We start from the raw sequence: 12,931 nt of genomic DNA on the forward strand, positions 1-12,931 counted from the left end.
TCAAGAGGGAGAAGCAACTGATGTCACACTTCTTTCATAAAATTCTGAATCGACTCCAACGCACGCTTAGCTAGCGCCTCATAGCGTTCTTTTTTCGCTTTTATACGAACGTCAAGCGGCGGAACAAGACCAAAGTTCGCATTCATAGGCTGGAACGTTTTCGCATTCGCATTTGTAATGTAGGCAGCCATACTACCGATCATCGTTTCTTCAGGAAAAACAGCAAGCGGTTGGCTTTGTGTCCATTTAAAGGCGTTAATCCCTGCAACCAATCCTGCTGCCGCTGACTCCACGTAGCCTTCGACACCTGTCATCTGCCCTGCAAAGAACAAATCACTGCGTTTTTTCGATTGGTATGTCGGCTTTAACAAGTTAGGAGAATTTAAAAACGTATTTCTGTGCATAACCCCATAACGGACAATATCAGCGTTTTCCAAGCCTGGAATCATGCGAATCACTTCTTTTTGCGGACCCCATTTTAAATGCGTTTGGAAACCAACCATATTGTACAATGTTCCGGAAGAATTGTCTTGCCGTAACTGCACGACAGCAAAAGGGCGCTTCCCTGTTTTCGGATCTTCTAGTCCAACTGGCTTTAATGGTCCAAACAGCATCGTTTTCTTGCCGCGGGAAGCCATCACTTCAATTGGCATGCAGCCTTCGAAAAAAATGTCTTTCTCAAATTCCCGCAGCGGGACGGTTTCCGCTTCAATCAATGCTTGGTAGAAACGGTCAAATTCCTCTTCTGTCATCGGACAGTTGAGATAGGCAGCCTCCCCTTTATCATAACGACTCTTCAAGTAGACTTTGTCACGGTCTATCGTTTCGGCGTCAATGATAGGAGCGGCGGCGTCATAGAAATATAAATATTCTTCGCCGCTAAATGCTTTTAATTGTTCCGCCAATGCTTCAGAAGTGAGTGGACCTGTAGCAATAATCGTCGGGCCTTCAGGTATTTCAGTCATTTCCTCATGGACGACCGTTACGTTCGGATGGCCTTTTACATATTCGGTCACTTTGCCAGCAAAATCATGGCGATCTACAGCAAGAGCGCCGCCAGCAGGAACGGCTGCTTCATCAGCTGCTTTGATAATGACCGAATCAAGATGGCGCATTTCCTCTTTCAGCACGCCGACAGCATTGGCAAGTGAGTTGCCCCTTAACGAATTGCTGCATACAAGTTCGGCAAACTTGTCCGTATGATGAGCAGGCGTCTGTTTCACCGGTCTCATTTCATAGAGCCGAACATGGCCTCCTCGTTTTGCTATTTGCCAAGCCGCTTCGCTACCAGCGAGACCAGCCCCTATTACATTTATCGACTGTTTGTGCGTCATTTAAACAAATGCTCCTTTTTCCCGACAATCATTTCACACAAATGCCTCCACTCCTTAGCAGAGTGAAGGCTTTTATCATCAAGTACCCTTATCATAGTATCTTTCTAGCTTGATTTCAACTAATAGCATTCGCTAAAGCCTTTTTTCGACAAATTATTGTTTTTCTTCCTCATAATCACATGAAGTACAAGCGACAAACACACCTTTTTTCGATTTCTTCTCCACTAACAACCCTTGACATTTTGGGCATGGACGGGAAATCGGTTTATCCCAAGATACAAATTCACAGTCTGGGTACCGGTCACATCCGTAGAAAATCCGCCGCTTCTTGCTTTTACGTTCAACAATGTTTCCTTGTTTACACGTAGGGCAAGTGACGCCGATTTCTTTGACAATCGCTTTTGTATTTCGGCAATCAGGAAAGTTGGAGCAGGCCATAAATTTTCCATAGCGCCCCATTTTATAGACCATCTCATGGCCGCATTTTTCACAGTCTTCTCCAGCCGGTTCGTCTTTAATCTCGACTTCTTCCATTTCTTCTTCAGCCACTTTTAAGCGTTTCTCAAAACTTTGGTAAAACTGGTCGATAATGCTAATCCAGTTGTCGCGTCCATCTTCAATGCTATCAAGGTCTTCTTCCATTTTCGCCGTAAATTCCACATCGAGGATTTCAGGGAAAAATTCAACTATCAAATCCAACACGATTTCACCAAGCTCTGTCGGGACAAATCGCTTTTCATCTAAGGCTACGTATCCACGTCGCTGAATGGTATCAAGCGTTGGCGCATACGTAGATGGCCGTCCGATCCCAAGTTCTTCAAGTGTTTTTACAAGCCTTGCTTCCGTGTAGCGTGGAGGCGGCTGTGTAAAATGCTGATTTGGCGTCACTTCTGTTTTTTCAACTTGTTGCCCTTTTGCCAGTGCAGGCAACAACCGATCTTCCTCTTTTTTATTGTCGTCATTTCCTTCAATGTACACTTTCATGAAGCCAGGAAATTTGACTTTTGAGCCGGTGGCGCGAAATCCGACACCATTATTATCCAAATCAACCGTCATCGTATCCATAATCGCAGGGGCCATTTCACTTGCGACAAGGCGCTCCCAAATGAGGCGGTACAAGCGGAGTTGGTCCCGTGACAAATATTCTTTTAGTTGTTTCGGCTCATATTTGACCGAAGTTGGCCGAATCGCTTCATGGGCATCTTGGGCATTTTTGTCCTGCTTTTGTTTTCGTTCGCCTTTACGGGCGTACTCTTCGCCGTATGTGGAGCGAATGTACTCGTATGTTTCTTGTTTGGCTGTATCAGAAATTCGGGTCGAGTCGGTACGCATGTACGTAATTAGACCGACTGTCCCTTCTTTCCCTAAATCGATCCCTTCATACAATTGTTGGGCAATGAGCATCGTTTTCTTAGCCCGGAAATTTAACTTCCTTGCGGCTTCTTGCTGCAGGGACGACGTCGTAAAAGGCGAGACAGGGTTACGGCGCCGTTCTTTTTTGACAACATCAGCAACAGTAAACTGTTTTCCTTTTATTTGCTTTAGCACTTCATTGACGTTTTCTTCACTCGTTAAGCTTTCTTTTTTGCCATTTCGCCCATAAAACTTTGCTTCAAACGGCTCATCGCCAAGCAAAAACGTCCCTGTTATGCTCCAGTATTCCTCAGGCACAAATTGCTGAATTTCTTTTTCCCTATCTGTAATCAGTTTGACTGCGACTGACTGGACGCGCCCGGCACTCAAGCCTTTTTTCACTTTTTTCCACAAAAGCGGCGAGATATTATAACCAACTAGGCGATCCAAAATCCGCCTCGCCTGTTGGGCATCGACCAAGTCCATATTGATGGGACGTGGATGTTTAAAAGCATCTTTAATCGCTGTTTTTGTTATTTCATTAAAAACAACACGGCAGTCGGAGTTTTCGTCAATATTCAAGCTGTGTGCCAAATGCCAAGCAATCGCTTCTCCTTCGCGATCAGGGTCAGCGGCTAGATAAACGCGTTTTGCTTTTTTGGCAGCTGTTTTTAACTCTTTTAACACGGGGCCTTTCCCGCGGATTGTAATATACCTTGGCTCATAATTGTCTTCAACACTAACGCCCATTTGGCTTTTAGGCAAATCACGCACATGGCCCATCGACGCTTTGACCACGTATTTTTTACCTAAATATTTGCCAATGGTTTTGGCTTTAGCGGGAGATTCCACGATTACTAAATAATCGGACATGTAAAGCAGCTCCCTCTCAACTTATTCATAATGTAAATCTTCCTCATTATTAAACAGACATTCCCCATTTGTCAAACGGTAGAAAGCAGCCTGTTTAAAAAGACGGCGATTCGTCTGTTTTTGACAAAAGTTGCGGCATTGCTTCGAATAACGATTCGCTCGCGTATAGGCAGCCGGCGCCTTGGCTAATGAGCCAATTGGTGCCTTCCGACTGTGTTGAAGTGACTGGTCCTGGCACAGCAAAGACATCACGCCCTTGCTCTAACGCTAAGTCGGCCGTAATAAGCGATCCGCTTTTCCGCTTTGCTTCTATTATGATAACGGCTTGTGACAAGCCGCTAATAATACGATTTCGGACGGGAAAGTGCCAGCGCTGCGGTTTCACAAACGGCGGATACTCGCTTAACAGCAACTGGCGTTCTGCCAATGTATGGAAAAGAGTTGCATGTTCAGGAGGGTAAATGCTGTCAAAACCGGAGCCAAGAACGGCAATAGTTGCCCCACCTGCTCGAATCGCTTGCTCGTGTGCCAACCCATCAATGCCGCGAGCCATTCCGCTGACAATTGTCAAAGAATGTTCGGAAATTGGTGTCGCAATCGTCGCAAGCGCTGCCCGGCCGTAAGCAGTCGGCGTGCGCGTGCCGCAAATGGCAATTTTTTTCGTTTGTAATAGTTTGATGTTTCCTTTTGCGTATAACAAATAAGGCGGATCGTAAATCGTTTTTAATAGAGGCGGGTAGAGAGGATGAAAAAGCGGAAGTACATGAATGCCTGTCTCAATAAGGTTGGCGTACATGTTTTCAGGGGTCGTCTTATGGAGATGGCGCAAAAAAGCAATGGCGCTTTTTTCATTTATGCCGAGCTTAGCGGCAATTTCCAACGGACTAGCACGATAAGGCGCCTTTAGTGACGGGTCCCAGCAGAGCAATTTCGAAAACGCGCGATAATGGCCGTACAGCCACGTATGCATGTGTACATAGCGTCGTACAAAAGAAATAAGGGACAACTCCTTTCCGTATTTAAATCGCACCAACTAACGTTTATTTAAGGTTCAGGCAGAGCAAAATCTGCCACACTTTGAAAAGCCCCTTACAACGAGGCAAGGGGCTAAAAGCCATTACATTATTTTGCGGTTTCGTGGGTGAGGCTTTTTTCATACAAGCCGTTCGCCTTTAACGCTTCAATAAGTGTTTCTCCCATATCAGAAGGAGTAGCAGCTACGCGAATGCCACACGCTTCCATCGTTTTGATTTTCTCTGCTGCCGTCCCTTTGCCGCCTGAGATGATCGCGCCTGCATGGCCCATCCGCTTTCCTGGAGGGGCTGTTTGTCCGCCGATAAAGCCAACGACTGGTTTTGTCATGTTTGCTTTGACCCATTCGGCCGCTTCTTCTTCAGCAGTGCCGCCAATTTCACCAATCATAATTACAGCATACGTGTCTGGGTCTTCATTAAACAAAGATAGAACATCAATAAAATCTGTGCCATTTACAGGGTCGCCACCAATGCCGACGGCTGTTGACTGCCCAATGCCAGCTGTTGATAGTTGGTGAACAGCCTCGTAGGTCAATGTCCCTGAACGGGAAACAACGCCAATATGGCCTTTTTTATGAATATAGCCAGGCATGATGCCAATTTTGCATTCTTCTGGTGTAATAACGCCTGGACAGTTTGGCCCGACGAGACGCGTTTGTTTGCCTGCCATATAACGCTTCACTTTGACCATATCTAGAACAGGAATGCCTTCAGTTATGCAAATGACAAGCTCAAGTTCTGCATCGGTTGCTTCCATTATCGCATCAGCGGCAAAGGCTGGCGGTACATAAATGACGCTCGCATTGGCACCCGTTGCCTCTACAGCTTCTTGAACTGTGTTAAATACAGGTACGCCTTCAATGTCTGTTCCGCCTTTTCCAGGCGTTACGCCACCAACAATGTTTGTCCCATATTCAAGCGCTTGCTTTGTATGGAACAGCCCGGTAGCGCCTGTAATCCCTTGAACAATCACTTTTGTATCTTTATTGATTAAGATGCTCATTTGCTTAGCTCCACCCTTCTAGTTCACTAATGAAACGATTTTTTGTGCGCCATCGGCCATTGAATCGGCTGCGGTAATGTTTAAGCCTGATTCTTTTAGCATTTTTTTGCCAAGTTCCACGTTGGTGCCTTCCAAGCGGACAACAAGCGGAATTTCTAGGCCAACTTCTTTCGTTGCCGCAATGACACCGTCCGCGATGATGTCACATTTCATAATGCCGCCAAAGATGTTGACAAAAATGCCTTTTACGTTTTCGTCTGACAAAATCAGCTTAAACGCTTCCGTTACTTTTTCTGCCGTTGCGCCGCCCCCAACATCAAGGAAGTTAGCCGGATCGCCGTTATAGTGTTTGATAATGTCCATTGTTGCCATAGCAAGGCCAGCTCCATTAACCATGCAGCCGATGTTTCCATCTAAGGCAATGTAGTTCAAGTCATGTTTAGATGCTTCGATTTCTTTTACATCTTCCTCTTCTAAATCGCGCAATTCCAAAATGTCCTTATGGCGATAAAGCGCATTTGAATCAAAGTTAAACTTGGCATCCAATGCCATGACTTTGCCGTCGCCAGTTGTTACAAGTGGGTTGATTTCAGCAATCGATGCATCTTTTTCCACAAACACTTGGTACAAGCCCATCATAAATTTGACGGCTTGACCGACAAGTTCTTTTGGAATATTTATGTTAAAAGCAATACGTCTCGCTTGGAACCCTTGCAAGCCTACGGCAGGGTCAATCACTTCTTTAAAAATCTTTTCTGGTGTTTTTTCGGCCACTTCTTCGATTTCAGTGCCACCTTCTTCAGAAGCCATCAAGACAACGCTTGAAGTCGCACGGTCGACAACAAGGCCTATATAGTATTCGCTTTTAATGTCACAGCCTTCTTCAATGAGTAAGCGCTTTACTTCTTTCCCTGCCGGTCCAGTTTGATGCGTGACAAGCGTTTTTCCAAGAATTTCTTCCGCATATGTACGAACTTCATCGAGGTTCTTTGCAACTTTTACGCCGCCAGCTTTTCCCCGCCCCCCTGCGTGAATCTGTGCTTTGACAACAGATACAGATGAGCCAAGCTCTTTTGCCGCTTCTACTGCTTCATCAACAGAAAATGCTACTTTTCCGTTTGGAACGGCTACGCCGTACGAACGAAGAATTTCTTTACCCTGGTACTCGTGGATATTCATTCTCTCTCCAGCCTCCTGTAATCACGTGCTTCGCTTTGCACGAGAATTTTCGTGTTAATACGAAATTCTTTTCCATTTTAGCACTTTTTTCGCCGCTTGGGGAGGGGTAACCGTTATCATTCCGACAATTTGTTTCATTTTTTATCTTTCTGTTTTTCCTCTTGGGGCTCAGCGCTTTTTTGGTGCTGTTTGTTTTTTTTCGAAAACAGTGCTTTCAGCCCCTTTGCGATCACGTCCTTTTCAAGCGCGGGCCGATTTTGGCCAAATTCATCGGAAAATTCCTCTTCGCCGATTTTGCGTTTTTCATCCATCTCTTTTCCCCCTTTCTCTGTTTTAGTATGGGCTGATCCAGAAAAATCATGAACAGAATCGAGGGAATGGAGAAAAACAAATAATTCGGCGGCTACTTCATAGAGGGACTCGGGGATGAATTGCATTTCACGAAGATGAGCGAGCTCTTCTGAAAGTTGCTGGTGTTTTATTACGGGGATGCCCTGTTTTTTTGCTTCAGCGACCATGGCCTCCGCTTGTTTCCGCGCTCCTTTGGCGACAAGGCGCGGCGCCTCGTCTCCGTCTTTGTAGGAAAGAGCGTAGGCGCGCTTCATACGTTTTTGCTTCATAGGCGAATATCAACTCCTTTAGCAGGCAAACGGGGCATTGTCTTGTTTGTATGGGATTCGCTTTTCAGCCAACGGCATGTTTCAAGTGTATAACCAGCCGCTGCTAATCGATCACGGAGTTGTTCCACTAACGAAACAAAAGCAGGCGGTGCTGGTTGCCCGCTGTAAATCGTCGCGAATAGCCGCTGTTCGTGCTGGCGTCCATCTACTAATACATAACCAAGCTGTTCAAGCTCAGCGCTAATATAAAAACGCAGCGGCTTGTTCTCCTCGCTGTTCTCGGCGCTTTCCCATTGCAACAACCAATCATGGCCAAACAACGGAATAAACTGTTGTTTGATCGTAGGGATAAGTGTACCTTCTTGGTAAAGAGAAAAGCGCAAAGCCAGCTCTTCAGCTGCTTTTTTTGCTTTTCTGTCTCCTGCTCCATTCTGAATAGGCTCAAGTAGCTCCGTCAGACGTCCTAGCGTACTCATATACGCTTTTAACAGCTCACCTCGGCGAAATTCGCCTGCTTCCAGCTGGCGCCCAAGCTCCTCCAATTGTAAAAAGAGTTGGGCAGGCACTGTATGTTTCCAAGCTGCGGCAAACTGCCGTAGCGCGACACTTAGCGATTCCGATGCGTTTACTTCCAGATGAGCGCCTTGGAGCGTGGCGGCTGTCACGTTTACGTTCTGCTGCTTTATGTAAAGCAATGCTTTTTTTGTCTGTTGTTCAGACAGTTTCAATGAGGCATAGGCGTGGGCCACCCCTGCAAATCCCTTTTTTGTCAAAGGCAATCCAGTTGAATCCAACAGGGCGAGCACACGGACATTGCGGTGTGAAGGTGTTCGATTCCACGACAGGAGAAGCTGTTCATATGAATGGCCTTCTGCCGCTTTTTGCAAGATTGGCAAAGGTTGTCCCTTTTGCACGGTAAACCAATAGGTCTTGCCAACCGTCAAATCGGCTTTTAGCTCGGCAACGACACGTGTATCCTTCAATTGAATTTGCACAAGCCCAGAATCGGCAAAACGGTTCAGCACAACGCCACGTAAGACTTGCCCTTCATGAAAGGCCAATGTTTGGCCTGATCCATTTACACGATCAACGAACAAACCTCCAATTTCCATTGGTTTCTCCTCTTTTTTTATGTACCGTAAATCAAGCCTTGGCTTTCTTCCAGCACCGGCCGGAAGGACTTACGGTGTTCAGGTGTCATTCCGTAAGTCCGCAAAGCTTGTAAGTGTGCCGTTGTGCCATAGCCAGCATGTGTTTCAAAACCGTAACCAGGGTATGTCTGTGCCAATTCCTCCATATATCGGTCACGCCATACTTTGGCGAGCACTGAACTAGCGGCGATCGATAAACTTTTGGCATCTCCCTTTATAAGCGATGTTTGAGCGATCGGCACATCAAGGCGAACGGCATCGAGCAGCAAGTGGTCAGCCTTCTGGCTGAGGCCGTTGATTGCTTTCGTCATCGCCTTTTTCGTCGCTTGTAAAATGTTCATTTCATCAATTTCAGCTGCGCTCACGCTAGCAATCGAATAGGCGACTGCTTGTTCGGTGATCATTGCGGCATATTCTTCCCGTTTGGCTTTTGACAATTTTTTCGAATCCGTCAGCCCCAATAATTGAAAGCCATCTGGCAATATACAAGCGCACGCTGTTACAGGGCCAGCAAGGGGGCCTCTCCCCACTTCGTCAACGCCGCAAACAGCTACATAACCACGCTGTTTTAGTTCCTGTTCATAACGCCACATTTGCTTATGCATTTGTATAAGCGTTTGCTGCTTTTCCTGCTGCGCTTGATAACGTTTAAGCAGGTCTTGCACGCCTTTGCGCTGATCTTTTTTTAACTCATCTAACTCATTGTGGCTAATGGATCCGTCCATTAGCTTTCTACGGATTGCCGCGATTGGCACCAATGCTTTTCCTCCTTGTCTATGAAACTGGCAATAGGATAAGTATGTATAACTCCAAGGAACTGGAGAGGCTTGTGATAATTGCACTCTAGGAATTGGTGCTTTTGCTTTTTATCGGCTTCTTTGCCAGTGTGATCCATACATACGGTTTTATTTTCCCAAGGCGAAGTCAACAGGCGTCGTCGTTTGCAGCAGACTATGCTTTCGTTCCATGCGCAAAAAAACTCTGCCCATAAAATACGTCTCTTTGCATCGTCTCTCGCCTGCACTCCTCCTCTATTAGTCTGAGTGAAGTTGCCTGTAACCACTAAATCGCCTACAGCGCTTCGTGTTCCGCCTTTTCCAGCGTCACTTTTCCAATTGTACCGCTACGCAGCTCGCGCAAGATCAATTCAGCCGTTTTATCATAATCGACAAGGCCTCCACGAACGATGCAACCCCGTTTTTTTCCGATCGCTTCAAACAAAGGAACGATGTCGTCCTCTTCGCTGCTTCGTTCGATGCCATAGCGTGCTTGGAGCAAATCTGGATACTCAGCTGCTAAGTAGCGAAGCGCATAGGCAGCCACGTCGCCGTAGTCTAGCAATTCATCTTTAATTGCGCCTGTTGCAGCAAGGCGTAATCCGACTTCTTGGTCATCAAATTTAGGCCATAAAATCCCCGGTGTGTCAAGAAGTTCAAGTTCCTGCTTGACTTTGATCCATTGCTGTTGTTTGGTCACTCCAGGGCGATCGCCGACTTTCGCCTGCCGTTTATTAACAAGGCGGTTAATGAGTGTCGATTTGCCGACATTGGGGATACCAAGAATGATCGCTCGCAACGGGCGCGGTTTCATCCCTTTTTGTTCCCATTTTTGATAGAGGGCGCTTGCTAGCATTTTGCAGGCAGGAGCAATGTTTTTAACGCCTGCTCCTGTTTGCGCATTGATTGCCAAGACTTCAGCTCCAGTCCGTTTAAAAAAAGCGCGCCACCGTTCCGTTTCTGCTGGGTCAGCTAAATCCGCCTTATTTAACAGCATCAGCCTCGGCTTTTGTTGCGCCAATTCATCAATGAGTGGATTGCGGGAAGACTGGGGAATGCGAGCATCGACAAGTTCAATTACAACATCGATCAGTTTTAATTTTTCTTTTATTTCTCGGCGTGCCTTGGCCATATGACCAGGGTACCATTGAATCGTTTTCAACCATTTCACCTGCTTTGTGGGCAAAAGAAGCCCATTAATCATTGATAATGTTTATATGTTCAAACGGATAAAAAATGATGTTCGCTTTGCCGATAATTTCTGATTTCGGAATAAGACCAATATCACGGCTATCTTTACTTAAACGGCGGTTATCGCCCATCATAAAATAATGGTCATCAGGGATTACCTCTTCGCCGATCAACTCTTCCAGTGTAAAATCGCCAGTAAGCAATTGGTCGCCGTAAAGCGTCTGTTTCAGCGAGTTTAAATAAGGTTCCGCTGTTTCTTCCCCGTTAATATAAAGTGTATCGTTTTCATATTTCAAATGGTCGCCAGGGAGGCCAATGATCCGTTTGATATAATCTTTCCCACCAGGTGCGTGAAAAACAACAATATCAAAACGTTTCGGCTCAATAAAAACATACCCAATTTGGTTGACGATCATTTTGTCCCCAGAGTCGAGCGTCGGCTGCATCGAATGGCCGTCTACAACAATGGGCGCGTACAAAAAAATGCGTACGAGCATTGTGGCGCATAACGCGATGCAAATAGCTTTGGCCCACTCAATTGGAAATCCGCGAAATGGCACCTGGATGCCTCCTCTTTTTCTCTCTAGTTTACCATAAAAAGAAGCACGTAGTCACTTTGCGGTTCAGCCAAATTCTGCGCAGCATACACGAGCACTAAATGCTTTTGTCGATGATTTTTCCGGCGGTTGCTAGTTGATACTTCATTTTTTGAAATAGCAAAATGACAACCCAATTAATCCCAAATGTGATAGGATGAGAGCAACAATAAAAAAGAGGTGGTCAGTATGAACCCAACATGGGCATTGTTTCTTATTTTTGTGTTTGTCGTTGGCGATTTCTTGTGGCTTGACCAAGACAATAAAAGATGGGGTTGGCGTGAACTACCCACCACTTATCACCCTTGCAGGTCGCTTGAAGTGGGGGCTTCTTGGGTAATCGCCCCTTTTGGTAGCTGGCGAAATGGACCAAGCGAACCCTCTTGTTCCAAGAGTTATCTTTCATTAGGCAGCGGCTAATAAGCGAATACCTTCTTTTTTGATATTGATTGCTGAATTGTAATCTCGATCAAGGTTTACTCCACAAACACATTGATACGTTCGTTCGGATAATGGCATTTCTTTTATGGAACCACAGTGCGAACAAGTTTTTGTGGATGGAAACCATTTATCGATTTTGATCAGTTGTTTCCCTTGCTCGTTTAGTTTGTACTGTAAGAAAGAAGTGAACATTCCCCACCCATTATCAGCGACACTTTTGCCAAACTTCAGTGCTTGTGCCATTCCTTTCATATCCAAATCTTCAATGATAACGGCATCATAATTCATCGCCAATTCCTTTGATTGATGGTGAAGAAAGTTCTTCCGTTGATTGGCGACTTTTTCATGAATGTTGGCTACTCGAATCCGTTGTTTGTGCCAATTCGAAGAGCCTTTCTTTTTACGAGCAAGTTTACGTTGTTCAATGGCTAATTTATCAAGCATTTGTCGATAAAACTTAGGGTAATTGGCTTTCTTCCCTTCGCTATCGACAAATAACCCGTTCATCGCAAAATCTAATCCAACCACTTTTTTCATTTCCTTACTTTCAATCTCCTTCTCATACTCTGTAAGAATGGAAATATAATATTTTCCGGATGAAGTTATCGAAATCGTGCACGATTTGAGTTTGTGTTCTGAAGGAATTTCTCGATGTTGTCGGATTTTGACCATTTTAAGTTTAGGTAATTTGATATGACGACCCAACAATTGAATATTCCCATTGACGACATTCGTCGTGTAGCTTTGTTTATGATGTTTCCTTTTGAATGTTGGGAACTTGGCCATCCCTTTGAAGAAGGCTTTGTAAGCTTTATCTAAATTTAGTTGTGCGTTCGCTAACGCTAATGAGTCTACTTCTTTCAACCACTCATACTCTTTTTTGTACTTGGCAGGAGTAGGGGGCTTCACCTTTCTTAAGGCATCTTTATCCTCTTTCAGTAACGCATACGTCTCTTTTCGTTCCGTTAGCATCTTGTTATAGACGAAACGAACACATCCGAAGGTTTTACGTATAAGCAAAGCCTGTTCATCTGTTGGATACAATCGAAACTTATATGCTTTATTTCGTTTGGCCATATCAAATCACCTCACTTCATCGAATGTATGTTCTCACCATACCATAGGAAAAGCTTTTCGGCTATTGCCAAACCGATATTCATCTCCCCTTACCGTTGGGCTACGCCCTTCATATGCTTGAAGAGGGGGCTTCTTTCGGAAATACGTTAAAATTGGCCTAAACCTGCCAAGATTGTGTTCTTTTCCGGTTTTAGTGTCATCCTGGTTGCTTTCTATGTTGTCGTGAGCTTTCCTCTGACTAGTTGACCATCCAGTCTCGCTCGTTGGCTACTCTTTTAACTGTAGAGCCTGCTATTGTCTTGA

General features: G+C 45.2%; 12 protein-coding genes. 1 reads left to right on the plus strand and 11 read right to left on the minus strand.

What is annotated here, in order from left to right:
• Positions 1-23: 23 nt before the first annotated feature.
• From trmFO to lepB, 10 genes are all read right to left on the minus strand, one after another.
• Entirely contained in the window at positions 24-1,334 is a 1,311-nt protein-coding gene (gene trmFO, locus N6H06_RS15205) for an FADH(2)-oxidizing methylenetetrahydrofolate--tRNA-(uracil(54)-C(5))-methyltransferase TrmFO (protein ID WP_062750695.1), read from the minus strand.
• 153 nt (positions 1,335-1,487) lie between these two features.
• A complete protein-coding gene (topA, locus tag N6H06_RS15210) occupies positions 1,488-3,560 on the minus strand; it encodes a type I DNA topoisomerase (RefSeq protein ID WP_062750696.1) in 2,073 nt (690 codons plus the stop codon).
• A 94-nt stretch (positions 3,561-3,654) separates the two neighbouring features.
• Positions 3,655-4,530 carry a DNA-processing protein DprA gene (gene dprA / locus N6H06_RS15215; RefSeq protein ID WP_062750697.1) on the minus strand — a complete coding sequence of 292 codons (876 nt, stop codon included), beginning with the start codon at positions 4,528-4,530 and terminating at the stop codon, positions 3,655-3,657.
• A gap of 152 nt (positions 4,531-4,682) precedes the next feature.
• A complete protein-coding gene (sucD, locus tag N6H06_RS15220; protein ID WP_011247123.1) occupies positions 4,683-5,597 on the minus strand; it encodes a succinate--CoA ligase subunit alpha in 915 nt (304 codons plus the stop codon).
• A gap of 18 nt (positions 5,598-5,615) precedes the next feature.
• Positions 5,616-6,776: an ADP-forming succinate--CoA ligase subunit beta gene (sucC, locus tag N6H06_RS15225; protein WP_062750698.1), complete on the minus strand. Its 1,161-nt coding sequence runs from the start codon at positions 6,774-6,776 to the stop codon at positions 5,616-5,618.
• A 134-nt stretch (positions 6,777-6,910) separates the two neighbouring features.
• Positions 6,911-7,396, minus strand: a complete 486-nt coding sequence (locus N6H06_RS15230; RefSeq protein ID WP_062750699.1) for an EscU/YscU/HrcU family type III secretion system export apparatus switch protein — start codon at positions 7,394-7,396, stop codon at positions 6,911-6,913.
• A complete protein-coding gene (locus N6H06_RS15235; RefSeq protein ID WP_062750700.1) occupies positions 7,393-8,508 on the minus strand; it encodes a hypothetical protein in 1,116 nt (371 codons plus the stop codon). The genes N6H06_RS15230 and N6H06_RS15235 overlap by 4 nt, the downstream gene beginning before the upstream one ends.
• Positions 8,509-8,525: 17 nt before the next feature.
• On the minus strand, positions 8,526-9,305 hold the full coding sequence (locus tag N6H06_RS15240; RefSeq protein ID WP_062750701.1) for a ribonuclease HII: 780 nt from the start codon (positions 9,303-9,305) through the stop codon (positions 8,526-8,528).
• Between the two features lie 313 nt (positions 9,306-9,618).
• Complete coding sequence (gene ylqF, locus N6H06_RS15245; RefSeq protein WP_263707467.1) at positions 9,619-10,485, minus strand: ribosome biogenesis GTPase YlqF; 867 nt, start codon at positions 10,483-10,485, stop codon at positions 9,619-9,621.
• 34 nt (positions 10,486-10,519) lie between these two features.
• Positions 10,520-11,074 (minus strand): signal peptidase I, encoded by a 555-nt coding sequence (gene lepB / locus N6H06_RS15250; protein ID WP_062750703.1) that lies wholly within the window; start codon positions 11,072-11,074, stop codon positions 10,520-10,522.
• A 225-nt stretch (positions 11,075-11,299) separates the two neighbouring features.
• Between lepB and N6H06_RS15255 the strand changes: the two genes are divergently transcribed.
• Positions 11,300-11,530, plus strand: coding sequence for a hypothetical protein (locus N6H06_RS15255; RefSeq protein ID WP_263707468.1), 231 nt, complete (start codon positions 11,300-11,302; stop codon positions 11,528-11,530).
• On the opposite strand, the gene N6H06_RS15260 is transcribed toward N6H06_RS15255, so the two are convergent.
• Entirely contained in the window at positions 11,516-12,628 is a 1,113-nt protein-coding gene (locus N6H06_RS15260; RefSeq protein ID WP_263707469.1) for a transposase, read from the minus strand. The genes N6H06_RS15255 and N6H06_RS15260 overlap by 15 nt on opposite strands.
• Positions 12,629-12,931 lie beyond the last annotated feature (303 nt).

It is taken from the genome of Shouchella tritolerans (genome assembly GCF_025770735.1).
Lineage (GTDB): Bacteria > Bacillota > Bacilli > Bacillales > Bacillaceae_D > Shouchella > Shouchella tritolerans.

Excerpts from the sequence above, each read along its gene's own strand:
- trmFO (WP_062750695.1), bottom strand. The coding sequence starts at position 1,334 with ATGACGCACAAACAGTCGATAAATGTAATAGGGGCTGGTCTCGCTGGT.
- topA (WP_062750696.1), bottom strand. The coding sequence starts at position 3,560 with ATGTCCGATTATTTAGTAATCGTGGAATCTCCCGCTAAAGCCAAAACC.
- dprA (WP_062750697.1), bottom strand. The coding sequence starts at position 4,530 with ATGCATACGTGGCTGTACGGCCATTATCGCGCGTTTTCGAAATTGCTC.
- sucD (WP_011247123.1), bottom strand. The coding sequence starts at position 5,597 with ATGAGCATCTTAATCAATAAAGATACAAAAGTGATTGTTCAAGGGATT.
- sucC (WP_062750698.1), bottom strand. The coding sequence starts at position 6,776 with ATGAATATCCACGAGTACCAGGGTAAAGAAATTCTTCGTTCGTACGGC.
- N6H06_RS15230 (WP_062750699.1), bottom strand. The coding sequence starts at position 7,396 with ATGAAGCAAAAACGTATGAAGCGCGCCTACGCTCTTTCCTACAAAGAC.
- N6H06_RS15235 (WP_062750700.1), bottom strand. The coding sequence starts at position 8,508 with ATGGAAATTGGAGGTTTGTTCGTTGATCGTGTAAATGGATCAGGCCAA.
- N6H06_RS15255 (WP_263707468.1), top strand. The coding sequence starts at position 11,300 with ATGAACCCAACATGGGCATTGTTTCTTATTTTTGTGTTTGTCGTTGGC.
- N6H06_RS15260 (WP_263707469.1), bottom strand. The coding sequence starts at position 12,628 with ATGGCCAAACGAAATAAAGCATATAAGTTTCGATTGTATCCAACAGAT.